The sequence below is a fragment of the Kitasatospora sp. NPDC033851 genome (assembly GCF_055576085.1).
Window position 1 is genome coordinate 1 of the sequence record NZ_JBVIRL010000010.1, and the last position, 18,116, is coordinate 18,116.

An 18,116-nucleotide genomic window follows, 5' to 3' on the forward strand; every position below is an offset into this window, starting at 1 on the left:
ATGCAGGCGCTGCCGCGCGGCGGTGCGATGGTCGCGGTGCAGGCCACCGAGGAGGAGGTGCTGCCGCTGATCACCGGCGAGGTGGGCATCGCCGCCGTCAACGGCCCGACCTCTGTGGTGATCTCCGGTGCCGAGGACGCCGTCCAGGCCGTGGTCGCGCAGCTGGAGGGTCGCAAGTCCAAGCGGCTGACGGTCAGTCATGCGTTCCACTCGCCGCTGATGGACGGCATGCTCGCGGACTTCCGTGCCGTTGCCGAGCAGGTCAGCTACGAACTTCCGCGGATTCCGATTGTCTCCACTCTCACGGGCGCTCCCGTCTCCGCCGAGCTGACCGACGCCGAGTACTGGGTGCGCCATGTCCGTGAGGCCGTCCGTTTCGCGGACGCGGTCACCGCCCTGGAGGCGGACGGTGTCCGGACGTTCGTCGAGTTGGGTCCGGACGGTGTGCTGTCGGCGATGGGTCAGGAGTCCGTGGCCGAGGCCGTGTTCGTCCCGGTGCTCCGCGCCGGCCGCCCGGAGGCCCGCACGCTCACGGCGGCCCTGGCCCAGGCCCACGTCCGCGGCCTCGCGGTCGACTGGCCGGCCGTGTTCGCCGGTACCGGCGCCCGCCGGGTCGACCTGCCCACCTACCCCTTCCAGCGCCGGCGTTACTGGCTGGAAGGCGGCACGTCGGTCGGTGACGTCGCGTCGATCGGGCTCGGTGCGGCGGGGCACCCGCTGCTCGGTGCGAGTGTGGAGTTGCCGGATTCGGACGGTGTGGTGTTCACGGGCCGGCTGTCGGTGCAGTCGCACCCGTGGCTGGCCGATCACGCGGTGATGGGTTCCGTGCTGCTGCCCGGCACGGCGTTCGTCGAGCTGGCGATCCGCGCCGGTGACCAGGTCGGCTGCGGGCTGCTGGAGGAGCTGACGCTGGAGGCGCCGCTGGTGCTGACCGAGCGCGGCGGCGTCCAGCTGCGCCTGTCCCTGGCCGGCGTGGACGAGGCGGGCCGGCGGACGCTCAGCGTCCACTCGCGCCCGGAGGACGCTGCGGAGGGCGAGCCGTGGACGCGGCACGCCACCGGTGTGCTCGCACCCGACAGCACGGCCGCCGTCCCGTCGTTCGATCTGGTCGAGTGGCCGCCGAGCGGTGCGGTGCCGGTTCCGGTCGACGACCTGTACGAGCGGCTGGCCGCGGCCGGGTTCGGATACGGACCGGTGTTCCAGGGCCTGCGCGCCGCCTGGCGCCATGACGGAGACACCTACGTGGAGGTGGCGCTGCCGGACGACGCCCGGGACTCCGCCTCGTCCTTCGGCCTGCACCCGGCGCTGCTGGACTCCGCGCTGCATGCGGTCGCACTCGGCGACCTGCTCGACGACACCGGGCGCGGGCGCCTGCCGTTCTCGTGGAACGGCGTCACCCTGTTCGCCTCGGGCGCCGGCGTGCTGCGGGCCCGGCTGTCCCGCGCCGGCGCGGACGCGATCACGCTGGGACTCGCTGACGAGAGCGGCCGGGCCGTCGCCGAGGTCGGCTCGCTGGTGCTGCGTGAGGTCTCCGAGAGCCAGGTTCGCGGCGGTCCTGCCGAGTCGCCGTACCGGGTGGAGTGGACCGTGCTGCCGGTCTCCCCGGCGCCGACGGGCGACTGGGTCGTGCTCGGCGGGGAAGGCCTCGGCGCCGAGCTGTCCGCCGAGCCGTTCGCCGAGCCGTTCGCCGACCTGGTGCGGCTCCGCGAGGCGGTCGACGGGGGCCGGTCCGTCCCCGACACCGTGCTCCTCCCGCTTCTCGCGACGTCCGACGGCGAGGTGTCCGCCGCGGTCCGCGCCGCGCTGCACGGGGTTTTGGGGACGGTGCGGGAGTGGCTGGCTGATGAGCGGTTCTCGGCGTCGCGTCTGGTCCTGGTGACCCGTGGGGCGGTCGGTGCCGAGGTCGAGGACCTGGTACACGCCCCGGTGTGGGGCCTGGTCCGCTCGGCGCAGACGGAGAACCCGGACCGGTTCGTCCTCCTGGACGTGGACGGTCCGGAGGTTGCGGAGGGCCTGCTGGCGGGGGCGTTGGCCGCCGATGAGCCGGAGCTGGTCGCGCGCGGTGGCGAGGTGCGGGTGCCGCGTCTGGTCCGGGCGGCTGCGTCCTCGGAGGCGGTGTCGGTGTTCGGGTCGTCGGGCACGGTCCTGGTGACGGGTGCGTCGGGCCTGCTGGGCGGGCTGGTGGCCCGTCACCTGGTGGTCGGGCACGGGGTGCGGAGTCTGCTGCTGGTGTCGCGTCGTGGTGCGGACGCGCCGGGTGCGGTCGAGCTGCGGGACGAGCTGACGGAGGCTGGTGCCACCGTCACCCTGGCGGCGTGCGACGTGGCCGACCGGGAGGCGCTGGCCGCGCTGCTCGCCGACCACGAGCTCTCGGGTGTGGTCCACACGGCCGGTGTCCTGGACGACGGCATCGTCACCTCGCTCACTCCCGAGCGGATCGACACCGTGCTGCGTCCGAAGGTCGACGCGGCCCTCCACCTTCACGAGCTGACGGTCGGCCACCCGCTGACCGCCTTCGTGCTGTTCTCCTCCGCCGCCGGCACCTTCGGCGGCCCGGGCCAGGGCAACTACGCGGCCGCGAACGTCTTCCTGGACGCCCTCGCCGCCCAGCGCCGGGCCGCCGGACTGCCCGCCACCTCCCTCGCCTGGGGCCTGTGGGCCGACGGCGCGGGGATGGCCGGCAACCTGGCGAGCGCTGATGCCGACCGGATGGCCCGGTCGGGTGTCGAGGGGCTGGCCGCAGCGGAAGGGCTGGCGCTCTTCGACGCCGCCGTCGCCACCGATGCCGCGACCCTGGTGCCGATGCGGCTCGACCTCGCCGCCGTCCGCCGCGAGTCCACCGCCGGGGTGCTGCCGCTGCTGCGAGGGCTGGTCCGGGTGCCGACCCGCCGCTCCGCCCGCGTCGGGGCTGCGGCGGGCGGCTCCGAGCTGGCCGCCCGCCTGTCGGCCCAGCCGGCCGCGGACCGGGAGCAGACCCTGCTCGGCCTGGTCCGTACCCGGATCGCCGCGGTACTCGGCTACGCCGACGCGGGCGAGGTCGACGCCGGGCGGGCGTTCAAGGAACTCGGCTTCGACTCGCTGACCTCCGTCGAACTGCGCAACCAGCTCAACGGTGAGACCGGTCTGCGGCTGCCCGCGACGCTGGTCTTCGACTACCCGACCCCGGGTGCCCTGGCCGCGTTCCTGCTCGCCGAACTGGTCGGTGACGCCGTCGAGCAGGGCCCCGCCGCGGCCCCGGCCGAGGCGACCGACACCGATCCGATCGCGATCGTCGGCATGGCCTGCCGCTTCCCGGGCGGCATCGGCTCGCCGGAGGACCTGTGGCAGCTGGTCTCGGAGGGCCGCGACGCCGTCTCCGGCTTCCCGACCGGCCGCGGCTGGGACCTCGAGAACCTCTACCACCCCGACCCCGACCACCAGGGCACCTCGTACGCGCGGGAGGGCGGGTTCCTGCACGACGCAGGGCTGTTCGACCCGGGCTTCTTCGGGATCTCGCCGCGCGAGGCGCTGGCGATGGACCCGCAGCAGCGCCTGCTGCTGGAGACCTCCTGGGAGGCGTTCGAGCGGGCCGGCATCGACCCGGCGACGCTGCGCGGCAGCCGCACCGGCGTGTTCGCCGGCGTGATGTACCACGACTACACCAGCAATCTGGGTGAACTCCCCGACGGTGTCGAGGGCTACCTCGGCACCGGCAACTCCGGCAGCATCGCCTCCGGCCGGGTCGCCTACACCTTCGGCCTGGAGGGCCCGGCGGTCACCGTCGACACCGCCTGCTCCTCCTCGCTGGTCGCGCTCCACCTGGCGATCCAGGCGCTCCGCAGCGGCGAGTGCACGATGGCGCTCGCCGGCGGTGTCACCGTGATGGGCACCCCCGAGACCTTCGTCGACTTCAGCCGCCAGCGCGGCCTCTCGCCCGACGGGCGCTGCAAGTCGTTCGCCGCCTCGGCCGACGGCACCGGCTGGGGCGAGGGCGTCGGCCTGCTCCTCGTCGAGCGGCTCTCCGACGCCCGTCGCAACGGACACCGGGTGCTCGCGGTCGTCCGGGGATCCGCGGTCAACCAGGACGGCGCCTCCAACGGTCTCACCGCGCCGAACGGCCCGTCCCAGCAGCGGGTGATCCGCGAGGCCCTGGCCGCCGCTGGGTTGACGGGCGACCAGGTGGACGCGGTGGAGGCGCACGGCACCGGCACGACGCTCGGCGACCCGATCGAGGCGCAGGCACTGCTCGCCACCTACGGGCAGGCCCACACGGAGGAACTCCCGCTCTGGCTGGGCTCGGTGAAGTCGAACCTCGGCCACACCCAGGCCGCCGCCGGTGCGGCGGGCATCATCAAGATGGTGATGGCGATGCGGCACGGGATGCTGCCGCCGACCCTGCACGTGGACGAGCCCTCGCCGAATGTCGACTGGACGGCCGGCGCGGTCGAACTGCTCACCGAGTCGCGGCCGTGGCCCGCGACCGGACGGCCCCGACGGGCCGCCGTCTCCTCGTTCGGCATCAGCGGCACCAACGCCCACACCATCATCGAGGAGCCGCCGAGTGACCTCCGCACCGTGCAGCGCCGCCCGGCGGAGCGCCGGGCGGCGGTGCTGCCCTGGCTGCTCTCGGCCCGCGGCGAGGATGCACTGCGGGCGCAGGCCGCGCGGCTGACGGCCCTGGTGGAGGAGTCGCCCGATCTCGAACTCGCCGACGTGGCACACACTCTGGCGACCGGGCGCGCCGTCCTCGAACGGCGCGCCGCGGTGGTCGGCGAGGACCGTGCTGCCGTCCTGCGTGCGCTGCGCGCACTGGCGGCGGGCGAGCAGGACCCGGGGCTGGTCCAGGGCGTGGCCGCCGCCGGCCGGCAGGCCTTCCTCTTCACCGGTCAGGGCAGCCAGCAGGCCGGGATGGGGGAGGAGTTGTCTGCCGCCCACCCTGCGTTCGCCGCGGCGTTCGACGAGGTCTGTGCGGAGCTGGATCGCCATCTGGATCGTCCGCTGCGCGAGGCGATCGCGGACGCCGAGCTGATCGATGAGACGGGTTGGGCGCAGCCGGCGTTGTTCGCCGTGGAGGTGGCGCTGTTCCGCCTGCTGGAGTCGTGGGGCGTGCGGTCGGACTTCGTGGCCGGGCATTCGATCGGTGAGCTTGCCGCTGCGCATGTGGCCGGGGTGATGTCGCTGGCGGATGCGGCGCGGCTGGTGGCTGCGCGAGGTCGGCTGATGCAGGCGCTGCCGCGCGGCGGCGCGATGGTCGCGGTGCAGGCGTCCGAAGCGGAGGTCCTGCCGCTGCTGGTCGACGGTGTTGGCATCGCCGCCGTCAACGGCCCGACCTCCGTGGTGCTGTCCGGTGCCGAGGACGCCGTCCTGGCCGTGCTGGCGCAGCTGACGGGACGCAAGTCCAAGCGGCTCACCGTGAGTCATGCGTTCCATTCGCCGCTGATGGACGGGATGTTGGCGGAGTTCCGTGCGGTGGCCGGGCAGGTGGTGTTCGAGCTGCCGCGGATTCCGGTGGTGTCGACGTTGACCGGTGGGCTGGTCTCCGTGGAGTTGACGGATCCGGAGTACTGGGTGCGGCATGTGCGGGAGGCTGTTCGGTTCGCGGATGCGGTGGAGGCGTTGGCGGCGCAGGGTGTTCGGACGTTCGTGGAGCTGGGTCCGGACGGGGTGCTGTCGGCGCTGGGCCAGGAGTCCGCGGCCGAGGGCGCGTTCGTCCCGCTGCTGCGCGCGGGTCGCCCCGAGGCGCAGTCGCTGGCGACAGCGCTCGGCCGGACCCACGTCCGCGGCGGGCACGTCGACTGGCCGGCCGTCTTCGCCGGCCACGACGCCCGCCCGGTGGACCTGCCCGCCTATGCCTTCCAGCACGCCTGGTACTGGCTGGAGTCCGCCGCGCCGCAGCCCGGCGCCGTGGGCGCCGAGGACCCGGCCGCCGCGCACTTCTGGCACGCCGTCGAACGTGAGGACACCGCCACCTTGGCGGCGGCCCTCGAGATCGAGGACGGCGACCAGCTGAGCGCCCTCCTGCCCAAGCTCTCGGCGTGGCGGCGGCGCAATCGTGAGGCGTCGGTGGTCGACGGCTGGCGTTACCGGGTGGTGTGGCGGCCGGTGGCGGAGTCGGCGGACGGGCTGTCGGGTGTGTGGCTGGTGGCGGCCGGGGCCGCTGAGCTGGCCGGGGTGTTGGCCGGCCGTGGTGCGGAGGTGCGGTTCTTCGATGCCGACGCCGGCGCGGCCGACCGTGTCGTGCTGGCGGGCGAGTTGCGGTCGGTGCTGGCCGATGGTGCGGTGGTGGCGGGTGTGCTGCTGCCGGCCGTGGCGCCGGGCCCGGTGCTGGCCGTGGTGCAGGCGTTGGGTGATGCCGGGGTCGCTGCGCCGTTGTGGTGTGTGACGCGGGGTGCGGTGGCCACCGGCGGTTCGGAGCGGCTGGCGGATCCGGCGGCGGCGCAGGTGTGGGGTCTGGGCCGGGTGGTGGCGTTGGAGCATCCGGAGCTTTGGGGTGGTCTGATCGACCTGCCGGAGTCTCCTGATGAGCGGGCCTTGGAGCGTCTGGCCGGCGTGCTGGCCGATGGTGGTGAGGATCAGGTCGCGGTCCGGTCCTCGGGTGTGTTCGGTCGGCGTCTGGTGCGTGCGCCGCGGGGTGAGGGCTCGCCGTGGTCGCCGTCGGGGACGGTGCTGGTGACCGGTGGGACGGGTGCGCTGGGTGCGCAGGTGGCTCGTTGGCTGGCGCGGAACGGGGCCGGGCGTCTGGTGCTGACGAGCCGTCGGGGCCTGGAGGCGCCGGGTGCGGCCGAGTTGCGGGACGAGCTGACCGCGCTCGGGACAGCTGTGACCATTGCCGCCTGCGATGTTGCGGACCGGGACGCGCTGGCCGGATTGCTGGCGGAGCACGAGCTGTCGGCGGTCTTCCACACGGCCGGTGTGCTGGACGACGGTGTGATCGACGCGCTGACCGGGGAGCGGTTGGCGTCGGTGGCCCGTCCGAAGGTGGATGCGGCCCGTCATCTGCACGAGCTGACGGCCGGCCGCGATCTGTCCGCGTTCGTGCTGTTCTCCTCGATCGCGGGGACGATCGGCAGTGCGGGGCAGGGTAACTATGCGGCTGCCAACGCGTATCTGGACGCCCTGGCGGAGCAGCGGCGGGCGGACGGCCTTCCGGCGACGTCGATCGCCTGGGGTCCGTGGGCGGAGGCGGGCATGGCCACCGACGACCGGCTGGCCGAACGCCTGCGCCGCGGCGGAATGCCGGCCATGGCGCCGGAGCTCGGCCTGTCCTTCCTCCGGCGGGAGCTCGCCCCGAACGGGGACGCTCCGGCGGTGGTCGCGGCCGACGTCGACTGGGAGCTGTTCGCCCCCGGGTTCACCGCTGCCCGGCCCAGCCGCCTCCTCGACGCGCTGCCCGAGGCCAGGGAGGTCCTGGACCGCACGGCGCACGCCGCGGCCGGTCCCGGCACCGGGCTCGCCGAGCGGCTCGCCGGGCTGCCGGTGGACGAGCGCGACGCCGTGCTGCTCGACCTGGTGCGCGGACACGCGGCCGCCGTCCTCGGCCATGCGGACCCGGCGGGCGTGGAGGTCGGCAAGGCCTTCCGCGAGCTGGGCTTCGACTCGCTGACCGCCGTGGAGTTCCGCAACCTGCTGGGTGCCGCGACCGGCCTCCCGCTGCCCGCGACGCTCGTGTTCGACTACCCGTCGGTCCGCGGCCTGGCCGACCACCTCCGCGACGAACTCCTCGGCACGGCCGCTGCGGAACCGGTCGCCACCGCCGTTCCCACCGTGGACGACCCGATCGCCATCGTCGCGATGAGCTGCCGCTTCCCGGGCGGCGTCGACACCCCCGAGGCGCTGTGGCGGCTGCTGTCCACCGGCGGCGACGCGATCGCCGGCTTCCCCACCGACCGTGGTTGGGACCTGGAGGCCCTCCAGAGCGGCGACGAAGCGCACTCCTCGGCCACCCGGGAGGGCGGATTCCTCTACGGGGCGGGCGAGTTCGATCCGACCTTCTTCGGGATCTCGCCGCGCGAGGCACTCGCCATGGACCCGCAGCAGCGGCTGCTGCTGGAGACCGCCTGGGAGGCGTTCGAGCGGGCGGGCATCGACCCGGAGACCCTGCGCGGCAGCCGTACCGGCGTCTTCGTCGGCACCAACGGCCAGGACTACCTCCAACTGGCCATCGAGGCCTCCGACGAGATCGGCGGGTTCCTCGGCACCGGCAACGCGGCCAGCGTGGTCTCCGGCCGTCTCGCCTACACCTTCGGCCTGGAGGGCCCGGCGGTCACCGTCGACACCGCCTGCTCCTCCTCGCTGGTCGCCCTGCACTGGGCCGTCCAGTCGCTGCGCAACGGCGAGTGCTCGCTCGCCCTGGCGGGCGGCGTGACGGTGATGTCCTCGCCGGGTGCGTTCGTCTCGTTCAGCCGCCAGGGCGGCCTCGCCGAGGACGGGCGGTGCAAGGCGTTCGCGGCGGGCGCGGACGGCACCGGCTGGGGCGAGGGCGTCGGCCTGCTGCTGGTCGAGCGGCTCTCCGACGCGCAGCGCAACGGGCACCAGGTGCTGGCCCTGGTCCGCGGCTCCGCGGTCAACCAGGACGGCGCGTCCAACGGTCTGACCGCGCCGAACGGGCCCGCGCAGCAGCGGGTGATCCGCCAGGCGCTGGCCGCGGCCGGGCTGACGGGCGGCCAGGTGGACGCCGTCGAGGCGCACGGCACCGGCACCCGGCTCGGCGACCCGATCGAGGCACAGGCACTGCTCGCCACCTACGGTCGGGACCGCACCGGGGCGGAGCCCCTCTGGCTGGGCTCGATCAAGTCGAACATCGGCCACACCCAGGCCGCCGCCGGCGTCGCGGGCATCATCAAGATGGTGCTGGCGATGGAGCACGGCGTCCTCCCGCGGACCCTGCACGTGGACGAGCCGTCGCCGCACGTCGACTGGTCGGCCGGCGCGGTCGAGCTGCTGACGGAGCACCGGCCGTGGCCGGAGACCGGGCAGCCGCGCCGGGCCGCGGTCTCCTCGTTCGGTATGAGCGGCACCAATGCGCACACCGTCCTGGAACAGCCGCCCGCGGCGGAACCGGTGCGGGGCGCGGCGGACACCGCCGGCGCTCCGGTGCCGCTGGTGCTCTCCGGCCGCACCGAACCGGCCCTGCGGGCGCAGGCGGCGAGGCTCGGCGCGTTCCTGGCGCAGCAGCCGGAGCTGTCGCCGGCGGAGGTCGGCCGTGCCCTGGCGGCGACCCGTACCCGCTTCGACCACCGCGCGGTGGTGGTCGCGGGTGACCGGGCGTCGGCGGTGCACGCTCTGGCGGCGCTGGCGGAGGGCCGGCCGGCCGCCGGGCTGGTCCACGGCGCTGCGGGCCGGCCGCCGAAGGTGGCGTTCGTCTTCCCCGGGCAGGGCTCGGCCTGGCCCGCCATGGCGGTGGAGCTGCTGGCGTCCTCCCCGGTGTTCGCGGCCCGGATGGCCGAGTGCGCGGCCGCCCTGGCGCCGTTCACCGCCGACTGGTCGCTGCTGGACGTGGTGCGCGGCGTCGCGGGCGACACCTGGACGGACCGAATGGACATGGTGCAGCCGGCGCTCTGGGCGGTGATGGTGTCGCTCGCCGAGGTGTGGCGGGCGGCGGGCGTCGAACCGGCCGTCGTCCTCGGCCACTCGCAGGGCGAGCTGGCCGCCGCGACCGTGTCGGGTGCGCTGACCCTGGAGGACGCCGCCCGTGCGGTGGCGCTGCGCGGCCGCGCGATCGCTGAGGGGATGGCCGGCCGCGGCGGCATGGCGTCCGTGGCACTGCCCGTCGCCGAGGTGCACGCACGCCTCGCCCCGTGGGCGGACCGGCTCTCCGTCGGTGCGGTCAACGGGCCCGCGTCCGTGCTGGTCTGCGGTGAGACGGCCGCCCTGACGGAACTGCTGGCCTCCTGCGCGGAGCAGGGGGTCCGGGCCCGCCTGGTCTCCTCGCACTTCGCCTCGCACTCCGCGCAGGCCGAGGCGATCCGCGAGGACGTCCTGGCCGTGCTGGCGGACCTCCGCCCGCGGGCCGGGACGGTGCCGCTCTTCTCCACCGTCAGCTGTGCGCCGACGGACGGCTCCGACCTGGACGCCGCGTACTGGTACCGCAACCTCCGGCAGCCGGTGCGCTTCGCGGAGGCGGTTGCCGCCCTGCTCGCGGACGGCGTCGACACCTTCGTCGAGGTCAGTGCCCACCCGGTGCTGACCACCGCGATCCAGGAGAACATCGAGGAGGCCGCCGCCGACGCGGTCGCCATCGGCACCCTGCGCCGCGAGGACGGCGGCCCGGACCGGGTGCTCGCCTCGCTCGCCGCGGCCCACACCCGGGGCGTCCCGGTGGACTGGACGGCGTTCCTCGGCGACGGCCGCGGCCCGCACGTCCAGCTGCCCACCTACGCCTTCCAGCGGGAGCGCTACTGGGCGGAGCCCGCGCACGCGGCACCCTCCGACGTGGCCGCCGCCGGACTCGGCGCCGCCGAGCACCCGCTGCTCGGCGCGGCCGTCGAACTCCCCGACTCCGACGGCCACCTGCTCACCGGCCGGCTCTCCCTGCGCACCCACCCGTGGCTCGCCGACCACGCCGTCCGGGGCACCGCACTGCTCGGCGCGACCGCCTTCGTCGAACTGGCCGTCCGCGCCGGCGACCAGGTCGGCTGCGCCCTCGTGGAGGAACTCACCCTGCAGACGCCGCTGGCACTGCCGCCCACCGGGGCGGTCCGGCTGCAACTCGCCGTCGGCGCGCCCGACCCGGCCGGCCGGCGCCCGCTCGCCGTGTACGCGCGGCCCGAGGACGAGGACACCGGGCAGCCGTGGACCCGGCACGCGAGCGGCACCCTGGCCCCCGGCACGGCCGTGCCGACCGATCCGCTCGACCCGGCGGCCTGGCCGCCGGCCGGTGCGGTGGAGCTGCCGCTGGACGGCCACTACGACCGGCTCGCCGACGCCGGCCTGACCTACGGGCCCGCCTTCCAGGGCCTGACGAGGGTCTGGCAGCACGGCGGAGCGGTCTACGCCGAGGCCGCGCTGCCCGACGCCCAGCAGCCGCAGGCCGGTGCGTACGCGCTGCACCCGGCCCTGCTGGACGCCGGCGTGCAGGCGCTCACCACGGCCGCCCACCACGGGAGCGGCACGGCGACCGCGGACGGGGACGGTACGACGGACGGGGACGGCACGGAACTGCGGCCGTTCGCCTGGAGCGGCTTCGCGCTGCACGCGGCCGGGGCCGGCACCCTGCGGCTGCGGATGGTCCCGACCGGCCCGGACACCGTCGCCCTCACGGCCGCCGACGGCACCGGCGCACCGGTCGCCTCGGTGGCGGCGCTGACCCTGCGCCCCGTCCCGCGTGAGCAGGCCGCGCCGGCCGGCCACCACGACGCGCTCTACCGGGTCGACTGGACCGTGCCGCCGCCGGCCGCCGAGAACGGCGCCCCGGGCAGCTGGGCCGTCCTCGGGCCGGACGACTCCAAGGTCGGGGCGACACTGGAACGCGCCGGCCTGCACGTCGACACCCACGCCGACCTGGCCGGGCTGCTCGCTGCCGTGGCCGCGGGCCGGCCGGCGCCCGCCACCGTCCTGGCCGCCTGCCCTGCCGGGGCCACCGGTGCGGGACTGATCGGCGACGTCCACGCCACCACCGCGCGTACCTTCGAGCTCGTCCGGAACTGGCTGGCCGAGGACGCCCTCGCGGACTCCCGCCTCGTCCTGCTCACCAGCGGCGCGGTCGCCGCCGGACCGGGCGACGACGCGGACCACAACCTCGCGCAGGCCCCCGTCTGGGGCCTGGTCCGCGCGGCCCAGGCGGAGAGCACCGGCCGACTGGTCCTGGTCGACCTCGACGACCACGACGAGTCCCGGCTGCTGCTGCCCGCCGCCCTGGCCGGCGGCGAGGACGAGTACGCGCTGCGCGCCGGCACCGTCCTGGTGCCCCGGCTGGCCCGGGTCGAACGGACCGCGCCGGGAACGGCCGGGGAAACCGCCCCGACCCGCCCGCTCGACCCCGCCGGCACCGTGCTGATCACCGGCGCCACCGGCGGACTCGGCGCCCTGCTCGCCCGCCACCTGGTCACCGAGCACGGCGTGCGCCGGCTCCTGCTCACCAGCCGCCGAGGCCCCGCCGCCGACGGCGCGGACGACCTCCTGCGCACCCTCGCCGACCTTGGCGCCGAGGTCGACCTGGTCGCCTGCGACACCGCCGACCGCGAGGCGCTCGCCGCCGTCCTGGCCGCCGTCCCCGCCGAGCACCCGCTGACCGCCGTCGTGCACACCGCCGCCGTCCTCGACGACGGCGTGATCGGCTCGCTCACCCCCGAGCGGATCGAACGGGTGCTGCGCCCCAAGGTGGACGCCGCCGTCCACCTGCACGAACTCACCGCCCACCTGGACCTGGCGGCCTTCGTGCTCTTCTCCGCGGCCGCCGGCACGTTCGGCGGCGCCGGCCTCGCCAACTACGGCGCGGCCAACGTCTTCCTCGACGCGCTGGCCAGGCACCGGCGGGCGGCCGGACTGCCGGCGCTCTCCCTGGTCTGGGGCATGTGGGCCGAACGGCGCGGCATGGCCGGGCGGCTGACCGAGGTCGACCTCGCCAGGTCGGCCCGCGGCGGCGTCCTCCCGCTGAGTGCCGAACAGGGCCTGGCCCTGCTCGACACCGCACTGACGGTGCCGGACGAGCCGGTGCTGCTGCCCGTCCGGCTGGACCTCGGCGCGCTGCGCACCCTCGCCGGCACGCCCGGTGCCCTGCCGACGCTCTTCCACGGCCTGGTCCGGCCACCGGCGCGCCGTGCCGCGGCGCGTTCCGCCGGCACCGCCGCGGACCCGGCCGCCGACCTGGCCGCGCGGCTCGCCGGGCGGGACCCGGCCGAGCAGGAGCGCCTGCTGCTCGACCTGGTGCGCAGCCACGTCTCGGCCGTGCTCGGCTACTCCTCGGCCGAACTGATCGGCGCCGGCCAGGCGTTCCGCGAGCTCGGCTTCGACTCGCTGACCGCCGTCGAACTGCGCAACCGCCTCGGCGCCGCCGTGGGGCTGCGGCTCTCGGCGACGCTGGTCTTCGACTACCCGACGCCCGCGCTGCTCGCCGAGCACCTGCGCGAGGAGATCGCCCCCGCACCGCCCGCCCCGCAGCTGCTCGCGGAGCTGGAGCGGCTGGAGAGCGCCCTCGCCGCGCTGGCCGCGGACGAGGTGTCCGCCCTCGCCCCCGACGGTGCGGCGCACGGCCGGATCGAGGCCCGCCTGCAGGGCCTGCTCACCGCCTGGAACGAGGCGGCGGCGACGGACGGCGGCGACGGCGACGGCGGTGCGGCGGTCATCGACGACGCCACCGACGACGAGATCTTCGACTACATCGACCGGAAGTTCGGGCGGGGCTGAGCGCCCGTGCACCACTCCGACCCCCGCCGGGCCCGGCGGACAGCCCGCGGCCCGCACCCCGACGAACCGAATGGGCGACTCCCCGATGGCCAATGAAGACAAGCTCCGCGACTACCTCAAGCGCGTCCTGAAGGACCTCGACGAAGCCCACACCAGGCTGCGCGACCTCGACGAGCAGGCCCGCGAGCCGATCGCGATCGTCGGGATGAGCTGCCGCTTCCCGGGCGGCGTCGACTCGCCCGAGGACCTCTGGCGGCTGGTCTGCGCCGGCGACGACGCGATCGCCGGCTTCCCCACCGACCGCGGCTGGGACCTCGACGCCCTGTACAGCCCCGACCCCGACGCGGAGGGCACCGCCTACACCCGCGAGGGCGGGTTCCTGGCCGACGCCGGGAGCTTCGACGCGGCCCTGTTCGGCATCTCCCCGCGCGAGGCGCTCGCCATGGACCCGCAGCAGCGCCTGCTGCTGGAGACCACCTGGGAGGTCTTCGAACGGGCCGGCATCGACCCGCACTCCCTCGGCGGCACCCGCACCGGCGTGTTCGTCGGCACCAACGGCCAGGACTACGTGCCGGTGCTGATGCGGGCCGCGGAGAGCTTCGAGGGCCACCTCGGCACCGGCAACACCGCCAGCGTGATGTCCGGCCGGCTCTCCTACGCCTTCGGCCTGGAGGGCCCGGCGGTCACCGTCGACACCGCCTGCTCCTCCTCGCTGGTGGCCCTGCACCTGGCGGCGCAGGCCCTGCGGGCCGGCGAGTGCACGCTCGCCGTCGCCGGCGGCATCACCGTGATGCCCAACCCCGGCACGCTGATCGAGTTCAGCCGCCAGCGGGGTCTCGCCGCCGACGGGCGCTGCAAGTCCTTCGCCGCTGCGGCGGACGGCACCAACATGGCCGAGGGCGTCGGCCTGCTGCTGGTCGAGCGGCTCTCCGACGCCCGCCGCAACGGGCACCGGGTGCTCGCCCTCGTCCCGGGCAGTGCGGTGAACCAGGACGGCGCGTCCAACGGCCTGACCGCCCCCAACGGGCCCTCGCAGCGCCGAGTCATCCAGCAGGCCCTGGCCGCCGCCCGGCTGACGCCCGACCAGATCGACGCCATCGAGGGCCACGGCACCGGCACCACCCTCGGCGACCCGATCGAGGCACAGGCACTGATCGCCGCCTACGGCCGGGGCCGCCCCGCGGAGCGGCCCGCCTACCTGGGCTCGGTGAAGTCGAACATCGGCCACACCCAGGCCGCCGCGGGCGTCGCGGGCGTCATCAAGATGGTGCTGGCGATGGAGCACGGCGTCCTGCCCCGGACCCTGCACGTGGACGAGCCGTCGCCGCACGTCGACTGGACGGCCGGTGCCGTCGAGCTGCTGACGGAGCACCGGCCCTGGCCGGAGACCGGGCGACCGCGCCGCGCCGCGGTCTCCTCCTTCGGTATCAGCGGCACCAACGCGCACGCCGTCCTGGAGCAGGCCCCCGCCGAAGACCCGGCCCCGCCGGAGCCCACCGCCCCGGCGGGGCCGCTGCCCTGGCTGCTCTCCGGCAAGAACGAGGCCGCGCTGCGCGCCCGCGCCGCCCAGCTGCGCGACCACCTCACCGGCCCCGCCGGCACCCGGGCGCCGCACCACCTCTCCTACTCGCTCGCCACCGGCCGGGCGGCACTCGACCGCCGGGCCGTGGTGATCGCCGCCGACCGCGACGAGCTGCTGCGCGGCCTGGACGCCCTCGTCGAGGGCACCGCCGACGCGGCCCTCGTCCGCGGCACGGTCACCGAGGGCCGGCTCGCCTTCCTGTTCACCGGCCAGGGCAGTCAGCGGGCCGGCATGGGCGAGGAGCTGTACGCGGCGTACCCGGTGTACCGGGAGGCGTTCGACGCGGTCTGTGCCGAACTCGACCCGCTGCTGGACCGTCCGCTGCGCGAGGCGATCGCCGACCCGGCCCTGATCGACGGGACGGCGTACGCCCAGCCCGCGCTGTTCGCCCTGGAGGTGGCGCTGTTCCGCCTGCTGGAGTCGTGGGGGCTGCGCCCCGACCTGCTCGCCGGCCACTCCATCGGCGAGCTCGCCGCCGCGCACGTCGCCGGGGTGCTCTCGCTCCCCGACGCGGCCAGGCTGGTCGCGGCCCGCGGCCGGCTGATGCAGGCACTGCCGAGCGGCGGCGCGATGGTCGCCGTCGAGGCCGCCGAGGGCGAGGTGCTGCCGCTGCTGATCGGGCGCGAGCACGAGGTGGGCATCGCCGCCGTCAACGGCCCCCGCTCGGTGGTGCTCTCCGGCGAGGAGCAGGCGGTGCTGGAGGCCGCCGCCGACTGGACCGCGCAGGGCCGCCGGACCAAGCGGCTCACCGTCAGCCACGCGTTCCACTCGCCGCTGATCGCCGGCATGCTGGCGGACTTCCGCAAGGTCGCGGAGAGTCTGACGTACCGGGCGCCGCGGATCCCGATCGTCTCCACCCTCACCGGCCGGACGGCCGAGGCGGACGAGGTCTGCACCCCCGAGTACTGGGTCCGCCACGTCCGCGAGGCCGTCCGCTTCGCCGACGCTCTCGGCACGCTGGCCGCGGAGGGGGTGCGCACCTTCCTGGAGCTCGGCCCGGACGCCGTCCTGTCGGCGCTGGGCCCGGACGCCGTGGATGCCGAGGCTGCCTTCGTCCCCGCGCTGCGCGCCGGCCGGGCCGAGCCGCAGGCGCTGGCCGCCGCGCTCGGTGCGGCCCAGGTGCGCGGCGCGTCGGTGGACTGGCCGGCGTACTTCGCGGGGACCGGCGCGCACCATGTCGAGCTGCCGACCTACCCGTTCCAGCGCCGCCGGTACTGGCCGGAGACCGCGCCCGAGGACGGGCCGAGCGGCGCGGGGGTGGACGCCGCGTTCCGGGCCGCCGTCGAGCAGGAGGACCTGGCCACCCTGACGGCCCTCGTCGGCGTCGACGGCGAGCAGTCGTTCGGTGCGGCGCTGCCCGCGCTGGCCGCCTGGTTCCGGCGGCAGGACGCCCTGCCCCCGGCCCGGGCCGTGGCGCCGGCGCATGACCAGGCCGAGGAGGGCCCGACGCTGGCGGCCCGGCTGGCCCTCCTCCCGGAGGCCGAACGGGAGGGCGCCGTGCTGGCACTGGTGCGGGCCGAGGTGGCCGCCGTGCTCGGCTACCCCGGCCCGGAGGAGGTCGATCCCGGCCAGGCGTTCCGCGACCTCGGGCTGGACTCGCTGACGGCGGTGAACATGCGCAACAGCCTCGCCGAGGCCACCGGACTGGTCCTGCCGGCCTCGGTGGTCTACGACCGGCCGACGCCGGCCGCGCTCGCCGCGCACATCCGCCAGGAGCTCGCCCCGGACGGCAGCGGCGCGGGCGCCGACGTGCTGGCCGGGATCGACCGGCTGGAGGCCGCGATGGCGGCGGCCGCGCCGGACGGCGTGACCCGCGCCCGGGTGCAGATGCGGCTGCAGGCGCTGGCCGCCCACTGGGCCGACAGCCCGTCACCCACCACCGCCGGTGAGGGCACCGCCGTCGACCTGACCGCTGTCGACGCCCTCGGGGCCGCCTCCGACGAGGAACTGTTCGCCTTCATCGACGACAGCCTCGCCTGACCGACCGCTCCGCTCCGCGAACGGAACCACCCGGGGCGACCGGTGCATCCGTTGCACCGGGCGCCCCACCGCCGTCCTACTCCTCCCCTGGCCCGCGGCCACTGCGACGAACCCGAGCGGGTCACCGACGAACTCGAACTCCGGGTGCAGGAGAAGGACTCGCCGGCTGCCGACGCCGAACTGCCGTACTGCCGGGCGCCCCCGGCGCTCGGCGGCGCCGGGTCACCGAGTCAGAGCTCGTGATCGAAGACCGCTGTGACGGGGGCGTGGTCGGACCAGCGCTCCGCATGGGAGGCCGGGCGCTCGACGTATGCCTCCGTGCAACGGCGGGCGATACCCTCCGTCGTACAAATCAGGTCGATCCGCCAGCCGGAGTCGTTGTCGAAGGCGCGGCCGCGGTAGGACCACCAGGAGTAGGGGCCGGTGCGGTCGGGGTGGAGGGCGCGGACGACGTCGATGTAGCCGGCCTCGTCGTAGACGCGGGACAGCCAGGCGCGCTCTTCGGGGAGGAAGCCGGCGGACTTCTGGTTGGCCTTCCAGTTCTTGAGGTCCTCGGGGCGGTGGGCGATGTTCCAGTCGCCGCAGACGACGACCTCGCGGCCGTCGGCGGCGGCGCGGGTGCGCAGGGCGGTGAGGTGGACGAGGAATTCCGCCATGAAGCGTTCTTTCTCGTCCTGGCGCTCGGTGCCGACCTCGCCGGAGGGGAGGTAGAGGCTGGCGACGGTCAGGCCGGGAAGGTCGATTTCCACATACCTGCCCGAATTGTCGAATTCCTCCGACCCGAATCCGATCGTGGTGCGCTGCGGTTCCTTCCGGGACAGGATGGCGACACCGGCGCGGCCCTTGGCGACGGAGGGGGCCCAGACCGCGTGCCAGCCGTCCAGGTCGCGGAGTTCGACGGGGAGCTGCTCGGGTTCGGAGCGCACCTCCTGCAGGCAGATCACGTCCGCCTCGGTGCCGGCCAGCCACTCGACGAAGCCCTTCTTGGCCGCCGCCCGGATTCCGTTCACATTCACACTTGTCACCACGATCACCCGGGCAGCCTACCGACTCGCCGTAGCCGACCGGTGCCGTGACGCGCTGCGGGCGGCCGGGCAGGCCGGGCCCGCCGGATTCCGGCAGCGACTGACAGGAGCTGTCGTGAACGCGGCATGAATATGTGTGACAGTCGCGTCGAGCCGCGCCATTGGTCTTGACCATCTCCGGACGGAGCACCTAGGGTCGCTTACTG

At 75.3% G+C, this 18,116-nt stretch carries 3 protein-coding genes and 1 pseudogene; 3 read left to right on the forward strand and 1 reads right to left on the reverse strand.

Features of this window, described 5'->3' with window-relative positions; genetic code table 11:
* The 3 genes and pseudogenes from ACZ51D_RS20210 to ACZ51D_RS20220 form a co-directional block, all read left to right on the forward strand.
* Nucleotides 1–13,323: type I polyketide synthase (locus tag ACZ51D_RS20210; RefSeq protein WP_465663120.1), on the forward strand; the 13,323-nt coding region annotated here is incomplete at its 5' end.
* 124 nt (nt 13,324–13,447) lie between these two features.
* Nucleotides 13,448–16,885: pseudogene (locus ACZ51D_RS20215) on the forward strand (type I polyketide synthase); the annotation flags it as partial.
* Between the two features lie 51 nt (nt 16,886–16,936).
* Nucleotides 16,937–17,128, forward strand: coding sequence for a hypothetical protein (locus ACZ51D_RS20220; protein WP_465618805.1), 192 nt, complete (start codon nt 16,937–16,939; stop codon nt 17,126–17,128).
* On the opposite strand, the gene ACZ51D_RS20225 is transcribed toward ACZ51D_RS20220, so the two are convergent.
* A complete protein-coding gene (locus ACZ51D_RS20225) occupies nt 17,116–17,919 on the reverse strand; it encodes an exodeoxyribonuclease III (RefSeq protein WP_465618807.1) in 804 nt (267 codons plus the stop codon). The genes ACZ51D_RS20220 and ACZ51D_RS20225 overlap by 13 nt on opposite strands.
* Between the last annotated feature and the right edge of the window lie 197 nt (nt 17,920–18,116).